We start from the raw sequence: 19,867 nt of genomic DNA, 5'->3' as shown, positions 1-19,867 counted from the left end.
GTCGATCGAGTACTTGCCGTAGGCCTCCTTCTTGTCGGCAGGGATGTCGCGCTTGTCGGCGAGGTCGCGGATGTGACCCACCGACGACAGCACCTCGTATCCGTCGCCCAGGTACGCCTGGATCGACTTCATCTTCGTCGGGGACTCGACGATGACGAGCTTCTTGCCTTTGGCCAAGGGAGGCTTCCTTTCTTCGACGCAAACCATACACTCCGCTCGCTGGGAACCGGATCGCGCTTCGCTCACGGCGGAGGTCCGGCGCGCGCCGTCGCCTCGAGGCCGAACCCCGCGAACGACCCGGTGACCGACACCGTGGAGATCAGCCCGTCGACCTCGCACGACGCCAGTCGGAGACCCGCCGCATCCGCGATCTGCGCCGCGCGATCGCACGGCACACCGCTGATCGCCCCCGACGCCGTATCGGCCGCGGCGAGGGCCGCCGCGTCGGCCGCTCCGGCGACCCGCTGGCTGACGACCGCGCCGGCCGCGATCGCGCACAGGCCGACGGCGACGGATGCCGCGAACCCCGCCACCGCCGTCGCGAGCACAGTTCCGGGCACGGCTCACCGCCCACCCGCGAGCGCGCAGCTGGCGGCGGAGAGCTGAGGCAGCGCGGGGAACCCGGCCGGTGCGGTGGCGACGACGCACACGAGGTCGTCGCGATGCGCGACGGACGCCTCGCCGCCCGCCACCGCCCGCGCGACCACCGCCTGGGCCGCGGCGACCGGCTCGCCCCGGGCGACGACCCGGGCCGCGTCGGCGGCCGCGTCCTGGAGCCGCACGTGACGCGCCCCCGCCGCGAGTGCTCCGCCCGCGATGAGCAGCACGAGTGCCACCGCGGGCAGCGCGACCGCGAACTCGGCGACGACCGATCCCCGGTCGTCGCTCGAGCCGCGGGCGACGAACGCGCGGATCACTCGACCGTCAGCGCGCGGCGCACGAGGTCGGTCAGGATGCCGCGCACCTCGTCGCTGCGCATGATCACGACGAGCAGTCCCGCGAACGCGACGGCGGCCATCGTCGCGATCGCGTACTCGGCGGTGGCGGCGCCCGCCTCGTCGCCGAAGAGCCGCGCGGCGCGGTGGCGGGTGAGCCTCGGGAGGGGGACGCGGTGGGCGGGACTCGGTGTGTCGGACATGGGATTCCTCTCTATGGGTTGCGATCACGGTGGGCACGTTCAAGGAAGAGTGAGTGCGCTCGACGACACGACGCTCAGGAACATCGGCACCACGCCGAGGAGCAGGAACGCGGGGAGCGTGCAGACTCCGAGCGGGAGCAGCAGGCGCGACGAGAGGCGCGCGGCGCGCACGCGCGCCTCGACGCGCGCACGATGACGCTCGAGCTCCGCGCTCGCGCGGAGCAGTTCGACCGCGGGGACGCCTGCCGAGCGCGAGAGTGCGAGGATTCCCTCGAGCGACGAGACATCGCCCTCGACGGATGCGTCAGCCCGCGCGCCGTCGACCACGTCGCGCGCCCGATCGATCGACACGCCGCCGCTCAGCGCGATCGCGAGGAGGTCGGCGCCCATTCCGGGCACGGCGCCCTCGTCTGCCGCCTTCCGCACGAAGTGCGCGTTCCACCGTCGGGCGAGGACGGTGAGGGCGACACCGCCCACCAGGCACGCGATGCCGAACGGGCTGCCTATGAGCACGCCGATCGTGTCGAACCCGAGAACGGCGCCGAGAGCGACGGCTACGAGCGGCAGCCAGCCCATGAGCTTCGCCGTCGCCGCAGGCTCGGCGAGTGCGACCCGCACCTCGTCAGCGGCCTCCTGAGCGTCGCGCATCGAGGCGGCGATGCCGCGCAGCGTGTCGGCGAGCGGCGCTCCGACGGACGTCGCGACCGACCACGCGACCGCGACGTCCGCCCACCGCCCGCCGAGCGCTGCGATCGCGACCGGGAGCGGGGCTCCTCGTGCGTGCGCTTCGCACACTCGGGCGGCCGCGGCATCGCCGGTCTCGGCGAGATGATCCCACGCGCGGGCCGTTGCGACCCCGGCGCCGAGCAGGACCGCGAGCGTGAGGGCGGAGGCCGCGGCATCCGCGTCGTTTGACCGTTCCTGCGATCGGCCTCGGATCAACCCGTCCACGGCACCTCCTCGACCGTGAGCCGCCCGGCGCCGTCGAGTACGGGGCGGCCCGCACCGGCACAGCGCCTGCGGCCGTCGCGCGTGCGCTCGACATGGAGCACGACGCCGATCGCGCTCACGACCTGGCGCGCCAGCGCGCGATCGTCGAGGCCCGCGAGCGCTCCGAGCGCCTCGAGCCGCGCAGGCACGTCGGCGAGGCCGTTCGCGTGCAGCGTGCCGGCGCCTCCGTCGTGGCCGGTGTTGAGCGCGGACAGCAGCTCGCGCACCTCCGGCCCGCGGCACTCGCCCACGACGAGCCGGTCGGGGCGCATGCGCAGCGCCTCGCGGACGAGGCGGTCGAGCGCGACCCCGCCGGCCCCCTCGAGATTCGGCTGACGCGCCTCGAGGCGCACGTGGTGGGGGTGGTCGATGCTCAGCTCGGCCACGTCTTCGACCGTGACGATCCTCTCGGACGGGTCTGCGCACGCGAGCAGAGCAGCGAGGAGGGTCGTCTTGCCGGCGCCCGCCGCACCCGTCACGAGGACGTTCTCACGCCGCCGCACGAGGTCTTCGAGAGCCGCGCGCCTCCGGGCGTCGAAGGCGCCTCGCTCCTCGAGGTCGGCGAGCCGAGGGCGCGCGACGCGCGGGACGCGGATCGAGACGACGGTTCCGCCGGACGAGACGGGCGGGAGCACGGCGTGCACGCGGATGCCTCCCTCCAGCCGCACGTCGACCGCGGGCGCGGCGTCGTCGAGGTGGCGTCCGCCCGCCGCGATGAGGGACACCGCGAGCTCGCGGACGTCTTCTTCCGTCGCGCGCCACTCGGGCGCACGTCTCGCGCCGTCGCCGCGATCGACGAAGAGCCCGTCGCCCGAATTGATGAACACGTCGGTCACCGATGGGTCGTCGAGGTATCGCTCGAAGGGCTCGAGGGCCGGATGCCGCCCCCGCCGCGCGGCGGGCGACTCCTCGAACGAGGCTGGTGCCGATGCAGACGGCGCGGCCGCGCTCCTCCCCTCGCGGGGCTGGACGACGAACGGCTCGGGCATGACGTCGACGCTAGGAAGCGCGTCGTCGCGACGGCCGCCGGGGCGCGGCATCCGTTGAAATCACGCGGGTTCGCACGGCTGGGGAGGAAGCACGAACGTCGCCCGGGCACAAATAAGGGGCGGCATCCCATGGGGGGAATGGGATGCCGCCGCGCGCGGCACCGCAGTTCGGGGGGGGTGCTTCGGGTGCCGCAATGCCAGAATCGATGTTCGGCCGCTGTTGAGCATACGCAAAATCCAGGCCGCCGACAAACAATTCCTGCACTCAGTACCGATATATCGGTTGTGTCCGTGACAGCGGGTGTCGACGGCGCGCCGGGAGGTAGGTGAGTGCGGGGGGTGGTGGGTAGATTGACCCTGTCGTCCGGCCGACGCCGGCCAACGAGATCCGCGAAGGAGCGCTCCCGTATGAGCAGTCAGATCGACCACCTGTTGAACGAGTCACGACGGTTCGCGCCGCCGGAGGAGTTCGCTGCGAGAGCGATCGCGACCGCCGACCTGTACGACCGCGCGAAGGCGGACCGCGAGGGCTTCTGGGCCGAGCAGGCGCGCGAGCTCCTGCACTGGCACAAGCCCTTCACCGAGGTCCTCGACTGGTCGAACCCGCCGTTCGCCAAGTGGTTCGCCGACGGCGAGCTCAACGTCGCCTACAACTGCCTCGACCGTCACGTCGAGGCCGGCAACGGCGACCGCGTCGCGCTGCTCTGGGAGGGCGAGCCCGGCGACGAGCGCCGCGTCACGTACGCCGAGCTGACCGACGAGGTCAAGCGCCTCGCCAACGTGCTCACCGACCTGGGCGTCGGGCAGGGCGACCGCGTCGCGATCTACATGCCCGCGATCCCCGAGGCGATCGCCGCGATGCTCGCCGTCGTGCGCATCGGCGCCGTGCACTCCGTCGTCTTCGGCGGCTTCTCGGCCGACAGCCTTCGTGCGCGCCTCGACGATGCCGCCGCGAAAGTCGTCATCACGGCCGACGGCGGCTACCGCAAGGGTAAGGTCTCGCCGCTCAAGCCCGCCGTCGACCTCGCGCTCTCCGACCGCAACGGCTCAGGACCGCAGGAGACGGTCGAGAAGGTGATCGTCGTCCGCCGCGGCGGCAACGAGATCGACTGGGTCGACGGGCGCGACCTCTGGTGGCACGACGTGGTGCCGCAGGCATCCGCCGAGCACGAGGCCCCGGCCTTCCCCGCCGAGAACCCGCTGTTCATCCTGTACACGTCGGGCACGACCGGGAAGCCCAAGGGCATCCTGCACACGACGGGCGGCTATCTCACGCAGTCCGCCTTCACGAACAAGGTCGTGCACGACCTGCACCCCGAGTCGGACGTCTTCTGGTGCACCGCCGACATCGGATGGGTCACCGGGCACTCGTACGTCACATACGGTCCGCTCGCCAACGGCGCGACGCAGGTGCTCTACGAAGGCACGCCCGACACGCCGCATCCGGGTCGCTGGTGGGAGATCGTCGAGAAGTACGGCGTCACGATCCTCTACACCGCCCCCACAGCGATCCGCTCGTTCATGAAGATCGGCCGCAAGGTGCCCAAGCGCTTCGACCTCTCGTCGCTGCGGCTGCTCGGGTCGGTCGGCGAGCCCATCAACCCCGAGGCGTGGATGTGGTACCGCAAGATCATCGGCGGCAAGACGGCGCCGATCGTCGACACGTGGTGGCAGACCGAGACCGGCGCGATCATGATCTCGGCCCTGCCGGGCGTCACCGAGACGAAGCCGGGTGCGGCCCAGGTCGCGCTCCCCGGCATCTCCGTGGACGTCGTCGACGAGGACGGAACGCACGTCGGCAACGGCAACGGCGGCCTGCTCGTGATCACCGAGCCGTGGCCCTCGATGCTGCGCGGCATCTGGGGCGACCCGGAGCGCTTCGTCGAGACGTACTGGAAGAAGTTCGAGCGGCAGGGCTTCTACTTCGCCGGCGACGGCGCGCGCCTCGACGACGACGGCGACGTGTGGCTCATGGGTCGCGTCGACGACGTCATGAACGTGTCGGGTCACCGACTCTCGACGACCGAGATCGAATCGGCGCTCGTCGCGAACGAGGCCGTCGCCGAAGCGGCCGTGGTCGGTGCATCCGATGAGACGACCGGTCAGGCCGTCGTCGCGTTCGTGATCATCAAGCAGAGCTACCTCGACGAGCACTCCCCCGCGGGACTCGCCGACACCCTCCGCAAGTGGGTGGGCGAGCAGATCGGCCCGATCGCACGCCCGCGCGACGTCTACATCGTGGGCGAGCTGCCCAAGACGCGCTCGGGCAAGATCATGCGCCGCCTGCTGCGCGACGTCGCGGAGGGTCGCGAGGTCGGCGACACGACGACGCTCGCCGACACGGCGGTCATGAGCGTGATCTCGGCACAGCTCAAGTAGCGAGCGTCACGCGAACGAGAAGACGACCTCGACCTCGACCGGGGCGTCCAGCGGCAGCACGGGCACACCCACCGCGGAGCGCGCGTGCCTGCCCGCCTCGCCGAAGATCTCGCCGAGCACCTCGCTCGCTCCATTCACGACGCCGGGCTGGCCGGTGAACTCGGGCACGGATGCCACGAAGCCCGTGACCTTGACGACACCGGTCAGCCGGTCGACTCCCCCGACCGCGGATGCGGCCGCCGCGACGGCGTTGAGCGCGCACGTGCGGGCGTAGGTCTGGGCGTCGGATGCCGGGACGAGCCCGTGCCCGTCGCCGACCTTGCCCGTCGCCGGCAGCGCGCCCGAGACCATCGGGAGCTGACCCGCGGTGTAGACGAGGTCTCCGTGGACTTTCGCCGGGACATAGGCCGCGACCGGCGGGACGACGTCCGGAAGCTCGATGCCGAGCTCGGCGAGACGCTGCGAGACGCCCATGTCACGCCTCCCCGAACTGCTTCGCCGCCTCGGCCGCGGCGCCGAGGCCCGCGTTCGCCGCACCGGCGCCCTCGCCGACGGGTCGCTTGAAGTACGCGACGAGCCCACCCTCGGGGCCCTGCACGACCTGCACGAGCTCCCAGCCCTGCTTGCCCCAGTTGTTGAGGATCGCTGCGGTGTTGTGGATGAGAAGGGGCGTGGTGAGGTACTCCCACGTAGTCATGCGGCTCCTCGGAAGGCGTGAGTGCGGGTTCTCGGATGTCGGAGGCTGAGAAGTCGCCTGAGTGGGCACGTCCGCCAAGGCTTCGTCCAGCAACCTCCCCTACGATCGACCCTATGCCTGATACCAAACGGACTGCTAGCGGCGTGCTCGGAGGCCTCGCGGGACTCGCGGGCCTCAGCGCTGTAGCGGGGGTTCTGGTCACCCTTACCGTCACGCCCGCGATCGCCCTGTCGGGGGCCGCGGCGACGAGCGCGATCACGATGTTCGACAATCTGCCGAGCGTCCTCGAGATCGACAAGCTCATGCTGCCGACGACGTTGTACTACAAGCACCCCGAGACGGGCGAGGACCTCGAGCTCGCGAAGTTCTACGACCAGAACCGGTCGCCGGTCACGTACGAGGAGGTCGCACCGGTCATGTATGACGCGATCCTCTCGAGTGAGGACCCGCGCTACTACCAGCACGGCGGCGTCGACCTGATCGGCACCACTCGCGCCATCCTGTCGAACTTCCAGGGCGGCGGCGAGGTCCAGGGTGGCTCCTCGATCAGCCAGCAGTATGTCAAGAACATCCTCATCCAGCGCTGCGAGCGCGACGCGAAGGATGAGCCCGTCCTCGACGAGACCGGCGAACCCGTCCTCGACGAGGAAGGCAACCCGCAGATCATCCCCCGCGCGCAGGTTCTGCTCAACTGCTGGACGGATGCCACGACCGCGTCCGGCATGGAGGGCTATCAGCGCAAGCTCCAGGAGATGCGGTACGCGATCTCGCTCGAGCAGCGCTACTCGAAGACCGACATCCTGCTGGGCTACCTCAACATCGCGAACTTCGGCGGCACCACCTACGGCGTCGACGCGGCTGCGAAGTACTACTTCGGCGTGGCCGCCAAGGACCTGACCCTCGGCCAGGCGGCGACGCTCGCGGGCATCGTGCAGAACCCGAACTCCTACCGCATCGACATCCCCTCAGGCACGATGTTCGACAGCGAGGGGAACGCCTACAACAAGGCCCCGGACGGCGTCGTCGACGACATCGCGAAGAAGCAGGTCGGCGCGCTCAACACGAAGCTTGCGAACGGCGAGATCACCGAAGAGCAGTACATCGCGGCCGCCGACGGCTACTCGGCGACGAAGGGTCGCCAGCTGTACGTGCTGAGCCGGATGCTCGACGACGGCAAGATCACGAAGGAGCAGTACGACGCTGCGGTGATCGAGCCGATCACGCCGAACATCCACCAGCCCACGACGGGCTGTGTCGCAGCGGGCGGCGCGGCGTACTTCTGCCAGCTCGTGAAGAACATCATCGAGACCGATCCCGCCTTCGGCGAGACGCGGGAGGACCGCCTGAACGCGCTCAAGCGCGGCGGCCTCAAGATCTACACGACGCTCGACGTCCGTGTTCAGGGTCCCGCTGAGCAGGCGATGACCGAGTGGGCACCGACCTCCGTCGAGGGCATGGTCGATGCGAACACCGGCAAGTTCGGTGCCGCCGGCATCAGCATCGAAGCCTCGACCGGGCGCATCCTGTCGGTCGTGCAGAACACGAAGTTCTCCGAGGACGGCACGCTCGCGGACGACCCGAACTACAGTTCGCTCGTGTTCGCCGCCGATCAGAAGTACGGCCGCTCGGGCGGCTTCGAAGTGGGTTCGACGTTCAAGCTCTTCACGCTCATCGACTGGCTCGAGAAGGGCCACTCGGTCAACGAGGTGGTCAACGGAAACGTGCGCCCCATCAAGCGGCTCACCAACAGTTGCAACAGCCAGCTCAACGGCCCCGGCGACTGGGTCAACACCGGCAACGTCATCGTCAAGAACTTCAACAACCAGCGCGGGTACGTCGGCACCCCGATGAAGTTCACGCGCGACTCGCTCAACACGGGGTTCTTCGCGATGGCCGAGAAACTCGACCTGTGCGACATCAAGAACGTCGCCACGAAGATGGGTGTGACGCTGGGCAACGGCGAGCCCGTGAGGATGGACGACCTCTTCTCGATCATCGGCTCGAACAACGTGTCCCCGATGGCGATGGCGGGCGCGTACGGCACCGTCGCGAACAACGGGGTCTACTGCCAGCCGCGCGCGATCGACCGCGTCGTCGACGCGGACGGCAACGAGATCACGCCGCCCCAGACGACGTGCACCCAGGTGCTCGACCCGAAGGTGGCAGCGACCGCCGCCTACGCGCTGGAGGGCGTCATGCGAGGCGGAACCGGCAACAGGGCGAACCCGTACGACGGCACGCCTGTGCTCGGCAAGACGGGTACGCATGAGAGCTGGCAGACCTGGCTGGTGCAGTCCTCCAGCAAGGTCGCGACGGCGACCTGGGTGGGCAACTCGACCGGCAAGGGCGACATCTTCCAGCGCTGGCACAACGGACAGAAGATGTCCGACCTGCGCTACACCATCTCGCGCGCCATTCAGGGTGCGGCGAACTCCGTCTACGGCGGAGACCCGTTCCCGCAGCCGGACCGCGACCTGACGAAGCAGGTGCTCACAGACCTCCCGAACGTCGTGGGAATGCCGGTCGACCAGGCGCGCCAGACGCTCGAGAACGCCGGCTTCGAGGTCGTCGTCGGCGACCCGGTGGACTCGCCCGAGGCCGAGGGCATCGTCGCGGCGCAGAACCCCGGCGCGGGGAAGGTCGCAGGCGGCACGGTCGTCACGATCAACCCGAGCAACGGCCAGGGGATCGCCGTGCCGGACGTCTCCGGACGACCTCTCGACGAGGCGGTCAGAGCCATCCAACGCAGCGGCTTCGGCAACGTCCAGCCGGGTTCGTGCACCGTCGATGACAGGGTCAACAACCCGAGGGCCACGGGCACGAGCCCCGGAGCCGGGTCGGTCGTGAACCGGAACACCCAGATCACGGTCGACTACGCCGCGAGCGACTGCGGCGGAGGCGGCGGTCCGGGTGGCCCCGGCGGCGGAGGCGGCCCCGGCGGGGGCGACTCCGGCGGCGACAACTAGTGGCCTCGTCGAACGTCAAGACCGCCCTCACCGCGCTCGGCGCGGTGGGGGCGGTCGGTGTCGGCGCCGCGGTGTGGGGCATCGGCATCGAGCGCTACCTCTTCACGCTTCGAGAGCATGAGGTCGCGATCCTCCCCGCGGGGTCCGCGCCGATCCGGGTCCTCCACCTCTCCGACGCGCACATGGCGCCGTGGCAGAAGCGGAAGCAGCGGTGGATCGCGTCCCTCATCGACCTGCACCCCGACCTCATCGTCAACACGGGCGACAACCTCGGTCACGCCGAGGGCCTCCGCGGCCTGCGTGCCGCGTTCGCGCCCTTCCGCGGCATTCCCGGAGTGTTCGTGCACGGCTCGAACGACCACACCGCCCCGTCGCCGCGCAACCCGTTCAAGTACTTCACGGGACCGTCGAAGATCCGCACCGAGGAGGAACCCCTCGACACGGCGGCACTCGACGAGTACCTCACCGACGATCTCGGGTGGGCGGATCTGAACAACGCCGCCGCACGGCTCGAGGTCGCGGGGCTGACGATCGACGCTTTCGGTGTGAGCGACGCCCACCGCCGGTGGGATCGACTCGACGAGATTCCGGATGCCCTGGAGGAAGCGCGCGACGACGAGCCGTCGGATCTCGCGATCGGCGTCACCCATGCACCGTACCGCCGGGTGCTCGACGCGTTCACCGAGTTCGGCGCGGACATGATCTTCGCGGGGCACACGCACGGCGGCCAGGTGCGCCTGCCCGGCTTCGGCGCGCTCGTCGCGAACTGCGACATCCCGCTGCGCCAAGCGCGCGGTCTGAGCGAGTGGAGCCACCGCGGAACCGACCTCCCGCTCAACGTCAGCGCGGGCCTCGGCCACTCCATCTACGCCCCCGTGCGGTTCGCCTGTCCTCCCGAGGCATCGCTCATCACCCTCGTGGCGAGGGACGCGTCCGGCCAGGCGGCTCGGTTCGGAGCACGCTCCGGGATCGGGTAGACTCGACGGGTTGCCACGGGGTGTGGCGCAGCTTGGTAGCGCGCTTCGTTCGGGACGAAGAGGCCGCAGGTTCAAATCCTGTCACCCCGACTGATGAATCCGGCAGCCGCCGCAGGTGGTTGCCGGATTGATCTATCTGGTGACCGGACGCGGAGCCTGCACGCGCAGGTGGGCCCACGCCGCCGGAGGCTCCGCGGAGCGCGCAGCGATCCGTGGAGTGGCGGTGGGGACAAATCCTGTCACCCCGACCACATTGTGAAATCGACGACGAGGAATGAGATGAGCCCGAAGCCCATCCGTCTCGTCTCGTTCGACCTCGACGACACGCTGGCGCCGTCGAAGAGCCCGATCGACGCACGCATCGGCGACCAGCTCATCGCCTTGGCCGAGCGGGTCGAGGTCGCCGTCATCTCGGGCGGTCAGCTGGCCCAGTTCGAGAAGCAGGTCGTCGACCGGCTTCCGGAGGCTCCGGCATCCGTCCTCGCCCACATCCATCTGCTCCCCACGTGCGGCACGCAGTACTACCGGCTGCGCGAGGGCGGGGTGGAGAAGATCTACGCGCACGCGCTCACCGACGACCAGAAGCGCCGGGCGGTCTCGGCCCTCGAGTCCGAGGCGAAGCGTCTCGGACTGTGGGAGACCGAGACGTGGGGCGACATCATCGAGGACCGCGGCTCGCAGATCACGTTCTCCGCGCTGGGCCAGAGCGCTCCGCTCGAAGCCAAGACGGCGTGGGACCCGACGGGTGCCAAGAAGAACGCGCTCCGCGAGGCCGTTGCGGCCCTGCTCCCCGACCTCGAGGTGCGCTCCGGCGGCACCACGTCCGTCGACATCACGCATGAGGGAATCGACAAGGCGTACGGCATGCGGCAGCTCGCCGAGCAGACGGGCATCCCGCTCGACGAGATGCTCTTCGTCGGCGACCGTCTCGATCCCGACGGCAACGACTATCCGGTGCTCGCGATGGGCGTGCCGTGTCAGGCCGTCGAGGGCTGGGAGGACACGGCCGAGTTCCTCGACAGGCTCATTCCGACGTTGCCTCGACGCTGACCGCGCGGTTCTCCTGCCCCCACCGGCACGAGCCGCGTGAGCTGGGTGACGTGCTTCGGCTCCAACTCCTCGAGCGACGCGACGCCGAGCAGCTTCATGGTGCGCTCGATCTCGTTGCGCAGGATCGCGATGGCCTTGTCGACGCCCGCGCGGCCGCCCGCCATGAGGCCGTAGAGGTATGCGCGTCCGACGAGCGTGAACTTCGCGCCGAGGGCGACGGATGCCACGATGTCGGCGCCGTTCATGATGCCCGTGTCGATCATGACGGTGGCATCGCGCCCGACCTCGCGTACGACGTGCGGCAGCAGATGGAACGGGATCGGGGCGCGGTCGAGCTGGCGGCCGCCGTGGTTCGACAGCACGATGCCGTCGACGCCCAGATCGACGAGCCGCTTGGAGTCCTCGATGTTCTGAACGCCCTTCACGACGATCTTCCCGGGCCACAGGTCGCGGATGATCGCGAGATCCTCGTAGCTGATCGTCGGGTCCATCGCGGCGTCGAGCAGCTCTCCGACGGTGCCGCCCGTCGTCGACAGCGACGCGAATTCGAGCTTGGGCGTCGTGAGGAAGTCGAACCACCACCACGGCCGCGGGATGGCGTCGATGATCGTCGACAGCGTGAGCTGGGGCGGGATCGAGAATCCGTTGCGCTTGTCACGAAGTCGCGCACCGGCCACCGGCGTGTCGACCGTGAACATGATCGTGTCGAAGCCCGCGGCCGCCGCGCGGCGGGCGAGCCCGTACGAGATCTCGCGGTCGCGCATGACGTACAGCTGGAACCAGTTGCGTCCGTGCGGGTTCGCGGCCTTGACGTCCTCGATCGAGGTCGTGCCGAGCGTCGAGAGCGTGAACGGAATGCCGGCGGCGCCGGCGGCGGATGCCCCGGCCGACTCCCCCTCGGTCTGCATGAGCCGCGTGAACCCGGTCGGGGCGATGCCGAAGGGCATCGTCGACGGTCCGCCGAGGATCTCGGTCGACATGTCGACCGACTCGGCCGGACGCAGGATCCAGGGGTGGAACTCGATGTCTTCGAACGCCTGCCGCGCACGCGCGAGCGACAGCTCGCCCTCGGCCGCGCCGTCGGTGTAGTCGAACGCGGCGCGCGGGGTGCGGCGCTTCGCGATCGCGCGCAGGTCGTAGATCGTGAGGGCCTTGTCGAGGCGGCGTCGGCGGGCGTTGAGGTCGGGCCGCTTGAACTGCATGAGCTCCATGAGCTCGGGGATCTTGGGCAGCTGGCGCTGGACCATGCGTGGGTACCTCTCGTCTTCGGACACGCGTCAGGCGTGCGGACGCGTGTTCTCGTAGTAATGCGTGATGTGATCGCGCACGCGGCGCGCCGCGGCATCCGCATCTCGCGCCGTGATCGCGTCGAGGACGCCGCGGTGTTCGCTGCGCAGCCGCTCGGCCTCGGCCACCCAGTCGGGGATGCTCTCGACCGCTCCGCGCACGTAGTCCTCGATCGACGAGCGCAGGCCCTCCATCGTCGCGGCGACGACGAGATTGCCGGATGCCTGGGCGAGCGCCACATGGAAGGCGGCGTCGAGCGCGAGGAACTCGGCGGGCGTGAGCGCACCGTCCTCCATCGCGTCGAGCGTGTCGACCGCGGCGGAGAGGTCGGCGTCGGATGCCTCCGCGAGGGTGCGCGCCACCCACTCCTCGAGGAGGAGTCGCGTCGCGACGACGTCGCCGATCGGGAGCCCCTGAGCGGCGACCTGCAGCCGCAGGAGCGCGGAGAAGCCGCCCGTCGGGGATGCGATCACGATCGCGCCCGCGTTGGGCCCTGAGCCCGTGCCGGTGCGGATGAGGCCCATGACCTCGAGCACGCGGAGCGCCTCGCGGACGCTCGATCGGCCGACCCCGAGCTGCGCGACGAGGTCGCGCTCCGACGGCAGCCGGTCGCCTGGCCGCAGCCTGCCCGCGGACATGTCCGCCTCGATCCTGTCGAGGACGAGGCGCCACGCCCGTGCTTGCTCCGCCACGCTGATCCCCCTTTGGTCTGACCACACTACGCCAGCGTCTCGCGGTCGTGCAACCCGCTACTCTGACGACATGGATCCCCTCGTCCTCGTCCTCATCGTCGCGGGCGTCGCGTGCGCCTTCTGCTGGATCAGCTCGCTCATCACGAAGGACACCTCGTGGGTCGACCGGCTGTGGTCGATCGTGCCCTTCGTGTACGTGTGGATCTTCGCGATCGCCGGCATACTCGCGGGGGTCGACGCGACGCGACTGATCGTGATGGCCGTGCTCGCGACCCTGTGGGGCGTGCGCCTCACCTTCAACTTCGCGCGCAAGGGCGGCTACACGGGCATGGAGGACTACCGGTGGGCGATCCTGCGGGCTCGCATGAAGCCGTGGCAGTTCCAGCTGTTCAACCTGTTCTTCATCGTGCTGTACCAGAACGCGCTGCTCGTGCTCATCACGCTCCCGGCCTACATCGCGTACCTGCACCCCGCCGCGTTCAACGGCTGGGACGCCGCGTTCGCAGCGCTCTTCGTCGCCTTCCTCATCGGCGAGTTCATCGCCGACCAGCAGCAGTGGGATTTCCACCAGGCCAAGAAGGCGGCAGGCGGGCGACTCGAGCCCGGATTCGTGACGACGGGCCTGTGGCGCTTCAGCCGCCACCCGAACTTCTTCTTCGAGCAGGCGCAGTGGTGGACGTTCTACGCGCTCGGCGCGACCGCCGCCGTGGCATCCGGTCTCGGCTTGTGGGGCGGCGCGTTCAACTGGACGATCGTCGGCGCGTTCCTGCTGACGGTGCTCTTCATCGGGTCGACGATCTTCACCGAGTCGATCTCGGCGTCGAAGTACCCCGCGTACGCCGATTACAAGCGCACCACGTCGATGATCGTGCCTCTGCCCCCGCGCCGCCGCCGCGAGGCCGAGGCGCACGCATAACCGCGCGCAACGGCCCCTAGCCGAGGCGACCGCCCGACTCGCGCAGGTAGCACTCCGCGCACATCGACTCGTACGTGACGCGGTCGGCCGAGAGCTCGTCGATCGCGACCTGGTCACCGTCGAACACGAACCTGCCGCCGACCAGGCGCGCGTTGAAGATCGCCTTGCGGCCGCACCGGCAGATCGTCTTGAGCTCCTCGAGCGTGTGCGCGAGTTCGAGGAGACGACGCGATCCCGGGAACGCCTGCGTGCGGAAGTCGGTGCGGATGCCGTAGGCGAGCACCGGGACGCCGTCGAGCACGACGATCCGCAGCAGGTCGTCGACCTGGTCGCGCGTGAGGAACTGCGCCTCGTCGACGAGGAGGCACGCGACGTCGGCCGACATGCCGCCGTGGTCGGGGATGAGCGTGTCGATCTCGGCGCGACGCAGGCGTGCGCGGTGCTCGGCGAACAGTGCGCGCACGTCGTCGTCGGGTCGGATGAGGAAGTCGACCTCACGCGTCACGCCGAGCCGGCTCGTGATCTCTTCGGCGCCCTTCGTGTCGATCGCCGGCTTGGCCAGCAGCACGTGCTGCCCGCGCTCCTCGTAGTTGTACGCGGCCTGCAGGAGAGCCGTCGACTTGCCGGAGTTCATCGCCCCGTAGCGGAAGTAGAGCTTGGCCACGAACCGAGCGTAGTCGCCCTCAGGGGCGCTCCCACCCCTCGACGGGACCGGGTTCGGCGACGAAGGTCGTCCCCGCCGTCGCCTCCCCCGCCAGCCGCGGCAGCCAGTCCGCGTCGCGCGCGGCCACCTTCGCACGCAGGTGGGCGGCCTCGTACGCGAGCTGCCCCTCGGTGACGGGGATTCGCGGGGGCGCGGCATCCGGTCTCATGATCTTCGTCCGGTCGAAGCGGTAGCCGCGCGCGTCGGCCTCGTCGGCGAGCGTGCCGAGGTAGTGGCCGACGGCGGCGAGCGGGTCGTCGCACTCGCGGAACCTCTGAAGCTGCGGATGCCGCGTGTACCCGACGGTCCCGCCCGCGAGCACCTTCTGCGCCAGCAGCGCTTCGCGCCAGCACGCCACGAGGGCCGCACGATCCAGCGACGACGGATGCAGCGACCACAGCCTCACGCTGCAAGCGTCTCACAAGCGCAGGTCAGCGCCCGCCGAAGCCGCCTCCTCCGCCGCCCCCGCCCGAGAAGCCGCCGCCGGATGAGCCGCCCGACGAGGACCATCCCGAGCTCGACGAGCTGCTCGATCCGGACGATCCCCGCGAGACGGGTGTCGCGGCGAGGCGCCCGATCGAGCGCGACGCATCGGAGAGCGAGTTCGAGGCCACGACGTCGAAGAGCGACACGCGCGCGGCCTGCACCTCGGCGGGTGCGGCGGACCGGATAACCTCGAGCCACTCGCGCTGCATGCCGAACAGCACCGCGTAGGGAAGGAGCCGCTCGTACACGTTGACCACATCGGCCCCCGGCGCATTGGGCGTCTCGCCGTACGGTCGGCGCCCGGCCGACACGAGGTCTGCCGTCTGCGGCGTCTGGGCGGCGCGCAGGCGCTCCTCCTCGGCGAGCTCGAGGTATTCGCGGATGCCCTCGAGATAGGTCCGGTGGCGCCCGCCCGCGAGCGTGAGGGGGGCGGGCAGCTTGAGGCCGGGCACCATGAAGGCGATGAACCCGCTCGCGACCGAAGCGCCGTACACGAGCGTGCCGAGCCCGTCCGGAAGGTCCGCGAGGACGGGGATCTCGTCGACGAAGAACAGCAGGACGAAGGCGAGCACGACACCCACCACCATCGCGGCCAGCCGGACGTTCTCGACCCACGCCGGGATCGCGCCGCGGTAGCCGCGACGCCGCACGCGGTCGCCGATGCTCCGCACGTACGACACCGCGCGGTTCGGCGGCTTGACGGTGAACCTCCCGAGATCGAGCGTCGCCCCCGGCCCCGCCTTCGTGCCGAACAGCGCCTGGATGAGACGCCGGTCGTCGCCGTCGAGCCCGTCCCTGCTGCGCAGGACGAGGTCGAAGTCGGCCGGGCGGTCGCGGTCTCCGCTCGCACGGATCTCGATGACGTCGCGCACCGCGAGGTCGACGACGTGCGCGGCGAGCGCGCGCTCGGGAACGTCGAGCACGGCCGCCGACATCGTGGGCGACTCGTCCTCGGGCGGCGTGTACTGCACGATGACGGGCGACCGGTCGGGATTGCGGCGCAGCACGCGGCGCATGACGAACACGAACACGAGCCCGCCGACGCCGGCGAGGAGTGCCGCCCCAGGCAGGATCCACTGCCACCACGGGTACGGCGGCGGGGGTGGTGGGCTCGGCGCTGCGAACGTCCCCTGCTCGAAGCCGATCGCGACCGTGACGTTCTCGTCCGGGCCGAGCCGCACGGCGGGCACCGTGAACTCGACGGCGTCGGATGCGGCATCCGACGCCCCCAGCGAAGCCGCCCACGCGGTGACGTGAGCCGGCCACTCTCCCCCACCTGCCGGACCGGTGATCGTGCACGGGTCGGTCGAGCCCGCCGCGCCCTGGTAGCAGAACGCTCTCCCGGCGAGCAGGCCGTCGGCGGCGTCGCCCGCGATGCGCACGCGTGCTCCGGCCGCGTCGAAGGGCTGCGGGTGGTCGGTGCCGACCGTGTCCCAGTAGAACTCGTCGGCGTCGGTGTCTTCGTAGCGCAGCACGACGTCGCGCATCGTGTACGAGATCACGTACGTCTGCCGGCCGTGCACGAACGAGTCGTCGCCCGTGAGGATGTAGAGCCAGTCCTCGTCGAACTCCGTCCACCATGGGATCGGCGCGCCGCCCTCACCCGTGACGTCCATCACCTGCGTCTGCAGGTCGATGCCCGAGTCGGTGCGCGGCAGGGTGCGGACGATGCCGCGGTTCTGGTCGAAGTCGGGGAAGCGCGCGCCGATCGTCTCGGTCGTGTAGAGCGCGCTCGCGCCCCCGGCTGCCCGCACGAGCCAGTACTCGGCGTCGAACGAGTCGTACGTGAAGTTCTGGACGTCGGCGGGGTCGGGCCCGATGCCGGATGCCGCGGCCGGCGGCGCGAACGCCAGCACGAGCACCACGGCGAGCGCGCTCGCTCGTTTGGCCAGCCGCCCCCAGTTCAGCCGCATGCGCTCAGCCTAGGGGCCGAGCGGGTCACGCCGTGAGTGCGAGCGCCTCGGCCGTCTCGCTGAGGGACTCGCTCGCCGCCTCCGGGTCGACGTTGAGCGTCGAGCCGTAGCTCGGGATGAGCTCGCGCAAACGCGGCTCCCATTCGTCCATGCGCTCGGGGAAGCACGACTTGAGCAGACCGAGCATGATCGAGACCGCGGTCGACGCGCCGGGCGAGGCGCCCAGGAGTCCCGCGATCGTGCCGTCGGCGCCCGTCACGACCTCGGTTCCGAACTGCAGGATGCCACCCTTCTCAGGGTCCTTCTTCATGACCTGCGCGCGCTGGCCGGCCTGGATGAGCTCCCAGTCCTCGTCCTTCGCCGTCGGCATGAACGTGCGGAGGCTCTCGACCTTCTTCGCATGCGTCTTCAACAGCTCGCCGACGAGGTACTTGATGAGGCTCGGGTTGTCCCACGCGACCTTGAGCATGGGCCCGATGTTGCTCGGGCGCACCTGGGTCACGAGGTCGAGCATCGACCCGTTCTTGAGGAACTTGGGGCTGAACGTCGCGAACGGGCCGAACAGCAGCGAGGCCTCTCCGTCGACGACGCGCGTGTCGAGGTGCGGCACCGACATCGGCGGAGCGCCGACGGATGCCTGCGAGTAGACCTTCGCCTTGTGCTGCGCCACGAGCGCCGGGTTCGTCGTCTTGAGGAACTGGCCGCCGATCGGGAAGACGCCGTAGCCGCGGATCTCGGGGATGCCGGAGCGCTGCAGGAGCTTCAGCGCCCAGCCTCCGGCGCCCACGAACACGAAACGCGCGCGGATCTCACCGGGTGTGAGGCCGATCGTGTTGCGCCACTTGACGAGCCACGTGCCATCCTTCTGGCGCTTGAGGTTGCGCACCTCGCGGTTCGTGACGACCTGCGCGCCGCGCTTGCCCAGCGCGTCGAAGAGCTGGCGTGTGAGTGCGCCGAAGTCGACGTCGGTGCCCGCGGGGACCCGCGTCGCCGCGAACGGCTCGCCCTTGCGGCGCTTCTGCATGAGCAGCGGGGCCCACTTGTTGATGACGCGCGAGTCCTCGCTGTACTCCATGCCGGCGAACAGCGGCTGCTCCTTGAGCACCTGGTAGCGCTTCTTGAGGAAGGCCACGTCCTTCTCGCCGCGCACGAAGGTCATGTGCGGGGTCGCGTTGATGAACGTCGACGGCTCGTCGAGCACACCCTCGTCGACGAGCGACGACCAGAACTGGCGGCTCTGCTGGAACTGCTCGTTGATCGCGATGGCCTTGGACGGGTCGAGCTTGCCGTCGGGGCCCTCGGGCATGTAGTTCAGCTCGCACAGCGCGGCGTGACCGGTGCCCGCGTTGTTCCAGGCGTTCGAACTCTCGAGCGCGACATCGGACAGGCGCTCGTAGACGACGATCTTCCAGTCGGGCTGCAGCTCGGAGATCAGAGTGCCGAGGGTGGCGCTCATGATCCCGCCTCCGATCAGCAGGACGTCGGCGACGTCGGCGTCCGTGCTCGGAACGGTGCTCGCATCAGTGGTTTCGGTCACCAGACAATTCTAGGTCGGTGCGTCAGGGGGTCTGGACGGCCGTGAGCCCCGCGGCGACGAGCTCCGCGATCTGCACGGCGTTGAGCGCAGCTCCCTTGCGCAGGTTGTCGTTCGAGATGAACAGCACGAGCCCCTTGCCCTCGGGCGCCGACTGGTCGGCACGGATGCGGCCGACGAACGACGCGTCCTTGCCCGCCGCCTGGAGGGGCGTCGGCACCTCCTCGAGCGTCACTCCCGGGGCATCCGACAGCACTTCGCGCGCCCGCTCGGGCGTGATCTCCCGCGCGAACTCGGCGTTGATGCTCAGCGAGTGGCCGGTGAAGACGGGGACGCGCACGCACGTGCCGGCGACGCGCAGATCGGGCAGTTCGAGGATCTTGCGGCTCTCGTTGCGCAGCTTCTTCTCTTCGTCGGTCTCGTTCGAGCCGTCGTCGACGAGGTTGCCCGCGAACGGGATCACGTCGAACGCGATCGGCGCGATGTACTTCTCAGGCTGCGGGAAGTCGAGCGCCGACCCGTCGCGGGCGAGTCGCTCGACGTCGCCCTGCGCGAGCACGCCCTCGACCTGGCCGAGCAGCTCGTCGATGCCCGCCTTGCCCGAGCCCGACACCGCCTGATAGGTCGAGACGACGAGGCGCTCGAGGCCTGCCGCCGCGTCGAGCACCTTCAGCACCGGCATCGCGGCCATCGTGGTGCAGTTGGGGTTCGCGATGATGCCCTTGCGCGCCTCGGCGATCGCGTGCGGATTCACTTCGCTCACGACGAGAGGGACATCGGGGTCCATGCGCCACGCGCTCGAGTTGTCGATGACGGTGGCGCCGGCCTCGGCGAATCGCGGGGCGTGGGCGCGGCTGCCGGTGGCACCCGCTGAGAAGAGGGCGATGTCGATGCCCGAGACGTCGGCCGTCGCGACGTCTTCGACCGTCACGGCCTTGCCCTGGAAGACGACGTCGGATCCTGCGGAGCGGGCCGTCGCGAATGCGCGGAGCTCGCGGACGGGGAATCCGCGCTCCTCGAGGATGTCGAGCATCGCACCGCCGACCTGGCCGGTGGCGCCCACGACGGCGACGGAGAGTCCGGTGTCTGAGATGCGGGTCATGGGGAGTTCCTCAGCGTGGAGCGGACGCGCGGGCGTCGTCGGTCGCGC

20 protein-coding genes and 1 tRNA gene are annotated in these 19,867 nt (G+C 69.9%); 6 read left to right on the top strand and 15 right to left on the bottom strand.

Features of this window, described 5'->3' with window-relative positions:
- The 6 genes from VFF97_RS11115 to VFF97_RS11090 all read right to left on the bottom strand — a co-directional run.
- Positions 1-177: toprim domain-containing protein (locus VFF97_RS11115; RefSeq protein ID WP_325033568.1), on the bottom strand; the 177-nt coding region annotated here is incomplete at its 3' end.
- Positions 178-242: 65 nt separating this feature from the next.
- A complete protein-coding gene (locus VFF97_RS11110) occupies positions 243-560 on the bottom strand; it encodes an Rv3654c family TadE-like protein (RefSeq protein ID WP_325033567.1) in 318 nt (105 codons plus the stop codon).
- A 3-nt stretch (positions 561-563) separates the two neighbouring features.
- On the bottom strand, positions 564-917 hold the full coding sequence (locus tag VFF97_RS11105) for a TadE family type IV pilus minor pilin (RefSeq protein ID WP_325033566.1): 354 nt from the start codon (positions 915-917) through the stop codon (positions 564-566).
- Entirely contained in the window at positions 914-1,138 is a 225-nt protein-coding gene (locus VFF97_RS11100) for a DUF4244 domain-containing protein (protein WP_325033565.1), read from the bottom strand. Before VFF97_RS11100 ends, VFF97_RS11105 begins: the two co-directional genes overlap by 4 nt.
- Before the next feature lie 39 nt (positions 1,139-1,177).
- Complete coding sequence (locus VFF97_RS11095; protein WP_325033564.1) at positions 1,178-2,089, bottom strand: type II secretion system F family protein; 912 nt, start codon at positions 2,087-2,089, stop codon at positions 1,178-1,180.
- A complete protein-coding gene (locus VFF97_RS11090) occupies positions 2,077-3,117 on the bottom strand; it encodes a TadA family conjugal transfer-associated ATPase (RefSeq protein WP_325033563.1) in 1,041 nt (346 codons plus the stop codon). The genes VFF97_RS11095 and VFF97_RS11090 overlap by 13 nt, the downstream gene beginning before the upstream one ends.
- 408 nt (positions 3,118-3,525) lie before the next feature.
- On the opposite strand from VFF97_RS11090, the gene acs reads away from it, so the two are divergent.
- Positions 3,526-5,496 carry an acetate--CoA ligase gene (acs, locus tag VFF97_RS11085; RefSeq protein ID WP_325033562.1) on the top strand — a complete coding sequence of 657 codons (1,971 nt, stop codon included), beginning with the start codon at positions 3,526-3,528 and terminating at the stop codon, positions 5,494-5,496.
- A gap of 6 nt (positions 5,497-5,502) precedes the next feature.
- Here the strand turns inward: acs and VFF97_RS11080 are convergent, their stop codons facing one another.
- Entirely contained in the window at positions 5,503-5,970 is a 468-nt protein-coding gene (locus VFF97_RS11080) for a RidA family protein (protein ID WP_325033561.1), read from the bottom strand.
- Position 5,971: 1 nt separating this feature from the next.
- Positions 5,972-6,193 (bottom strand): hypothetical protein, encoded by a 222-nt coding sequence (locus tag VFF97_RS11075; protein WP_325033560.1) that lies wholly within the window; start codon positions 6,191-6,193, stop codon positions 5,972-5,974.
- A gap of 113 nt (positions 6,194-6,306) precedes the next feature.
- On the opposite strand from VFF97_RS11075, the gene VFF97_RS11070 reads away from it, so the two are divergent.
- The 4 genes from VFF97_RS11070 (at position 6,307) to VFF97_RS11055 (ending at position 11,186) form a co-directional block, all read left to right on the top strand.
- The gene (locus tag VFF97_RS11070; RefSeq protein ID WP_325033559.1) at positions 6,307-9,159 is read left to right on the top strand and encodes a transglycosylase domain-containing protein; all 2,853 of its coding nucleotides are present in this window, start codon (positions 6,307-6,309) and stop codon (positions 9,157-9,159) included.
- Positions 9,159-10,136 carry a metallophosphoesterase gene (locus tag VFF97_RS11065; RefSeq protein ID WP_325033558.1) on the top strand — a complete coding sequence of 326 codons (978 nt, stop codon included), beginning with the start codon at positions 9,159-9,161 and terminating at the stop codon, positions 10,134-10,136. Before VFF97_RS11070 ends, VFF97_RS11065 begins: the two co-directional genes overlap by 1 nt.
- Before the next feature lie 16 nt (positions 10,137-10,152).
- Positions 10,153-10,226, top strand: a tRNA-Pro gene (locus VFF97_RS11060).
- A gap of 189 nt (positions 10,227-10,415) precedes the next feature.
- A complete protein-coding gene (locus VFF97_RS11055; protein WP_325033557.1) occupies positions 10,416-11,186 on the top strand; it encodes an HAD-IIB family hydrolase in 771 nt (256 codons plus the stop codon).
- Here VFF97_RS11055 and VFF97_RS11050 read toward each other — a convergent pair.
- Positions 11,114-12,433, bottom strand: a complete 1,320-nt coding sequence (locus VFF97_RS11050) for an alpha-hydroxy acid oxidase (RefSeq protein ID WP_325033556.1) — start codon at positions 12,431-12,433, stop codon at positions 11,114-11,116. The two genes, VFF97_RS11055 and VFF97_RS11050, sit on opposite strands and share 73 nt — an antisense overlap.
- A gap of 30 nt (positions 12,434-12,463) precedes the next feature.
- On the bottom strand, positions 12,464-13,165 hold the full coding sequence (locus VFF97_RS11045) for a FadR/GntR family transcriptional regulator (RefSeq protein WP_325033555.1): 702 nt from the start codon (positions 13,163-13,165) through the stop codon (positions 12,464-12,466).
- A gap of 70 nt (positions 13,166-13,235) precedes the next feature.
- Between VFF97_RS11045 and VFF97_RS11040 the strand changes: the two genes are divergently transcribed.
- Positions 13,236-14,081: a DUF1295 domain-containing protein gene (locus VFF97_RS11040; protein ID WP_325033554.1), complete on the top strand. Its 846-nt coding sequence runs from the start codon at positions 13,236-13,238 to the stop codon at positions 14,079-14,081.
- A gap of 16 nt (positions 14,082-14,097) precedes the next feature.
- On the opposite strand, the gene VFF97_RS11035 is transcribed toward VFF97_RS11040, so the two are convergent.
- The 5 genes from VFF97_RS11035 to VFF97_RS11015 are packed head-to-tail and all read right to left on the bottom strand — an operon-like array spanning position 14,098 to position 19,819.
- The gene (locus tag VFF97_RS11035) at positions 14,098-14,745 is read right to left on the bottom strand and encodes a thymidine kinase (protein ID WP_325033553.1); all 648 of its coding nucleotides are present in this window, start codon (positions 14,743-14,745) and stop codon (positions 14,098-14,100) included.
- Positions 14,746-14,764: 19 nt separating this feature from the next.
- Positions 14,765-15,190, bottom strand: a complete 426-nt coding sequence (locus tag VFF97_RS11030) for a pyrimidine dimer DNA glycosylase/endonuclease V (protein WP_325033552.1) — start codon at positions 15,188-15,190, stop codon at positions 14,765-14,767.
- A gap of 25 nt (positions 15,191-15,215) precedes the next feature.
- Positions 15,216-17,183: a DUF2207 family protein gene (locus VFF97_RS11025; protein WP_325033551.1), complete on the bottom strand. Its 1,968-nt coding sequence runs from the start codon at positions 17,181-17,183 to the stop codon at positions 15,216-15,218.
- A gap of 25 nt (positions 17,184-17,208) precedes the next feature.
- A complete protein-coding gene (locus VFF97_RS11020; RefSeq protein ID WP_325033550.1) occupies positions 17,209-18,720 on the bottom strand; it encodes a malate:quinone oxidoreductase in 1,512 nt (503 codons plus the stop codon).
- A 22-nt stretch (positions 18,721-18,742) separates the two neighbouring features.
- Positions 18,743-19,819, bottom strand: coding sequence for an aspartate-semialdehyde dehydrogenase (locus VFF97_RS11015; RefSeq protein WP_325033549.1), 1,077 nt, complete (start codon positions 19,817-19,819; stop codon positions 18,743-18,745).
- Positions 19,820-19,867: the final 48 nt, after the last annotated feature.

The organism is Microbacterium sp. (assembly GCF_035687345.1).
Classification (GTDB): domain Bacteria; phylum Actinomycetota; class Actinomycetes; order Actinomycetales; family Microbacteriaceae; genus Microbacterium.
The sequence above is the reverse complement of the archived record's forward strand: the minus strand, read 5'-3'. Positions and strand labels throughout refer to the sequence as shown.

What these genes read in the sequence shown, in the direction of transcription:
- VFF97_RS11100 (WP_325033565.1), bottom strand. Translation starts at nt 1,138, where the DNA reads ATGTCCGACACACCGAGTCCCGCCCACCGCGTCCCCCTCCCGAGGCTC.
- VFF97_RS11090 (WP_325033563.1), bottom strand. Translation starts at nt 3,117, where the DNA reads ATGCCCGAGCCGTTCGTCGTCCAGCCCCGCGAGGGGAGGAGCGCGGCC.
- acs (WP_325033562.1), top strand. Translation starts at nt 3,526, where the DNA reads ATGAGCAGTCAGATCGACCACCTGTTGAACGAGTCACGACGGTTCGCG.
- VFF97_RS11080 (WP_325033561.1), bottom strand. Translation starts at nt 5,970, where the DNA reads ATGGGCGTCTCGCAGCGTCTCGCCGAGCTCGGCATCGAGCTTCCGGAC.
- VFF97_RS11075 (WP_325033560.1), bottom strand. Translation starts at nt 6,193, where the DNA reads ATGACTACGTGGGAGTACCTCACCACGCCCCTTCTCATCCACAACACC.
- VFF97_RS11070 (WP_325033559.1), top strand. Translation starts at nt 6,307, where the DNA reads ATGCCTGATACCAAACGGACTGCTAGCGGCGTGCTCGGAGGCCTCGCG.
- VFF97_RS11055 (WP_325033557.1), top strand. Translation starts at nt 10,416, where the DNA reads ATGAGCCCGAAGCCCATCCGTCTCGTCTCGTTCGACCTCGACGACACG.
- VFF97_RS11050 (WP_325033556.1), bottom strand. Translation starts at nt 12,433, where the DNA reads ATGGTCCAGCGCCAGCTGCCCAAGATCCCCGAGCTCATGGAGCTCATG.
- VFF97_RS11040 (WP_325033554.1), top strand. Translation starts at nt 13,236, where the DNA reads ATGGATCCCCTCGTCCTCGTCCTCATCGTCGCGGGCGTCGCGTGCGCC.
- VFF97_RS11025 (WP_325033551.1), bottom strand. Translation starts at nt 17,183, where the DNA reads ATGCGGCTGAACTGGGGGCGGCTGGCCAAACGAGCGAGCGCGCTCGCC.
- VFF97_RS11015 (WP_325033549.1), bottom strand. Translation starts at nt 19,819, where the DNA reads ATGACCCGCATCTCAGACACCGGACTCTCCGTCGCCGTCGTGGGCGCC.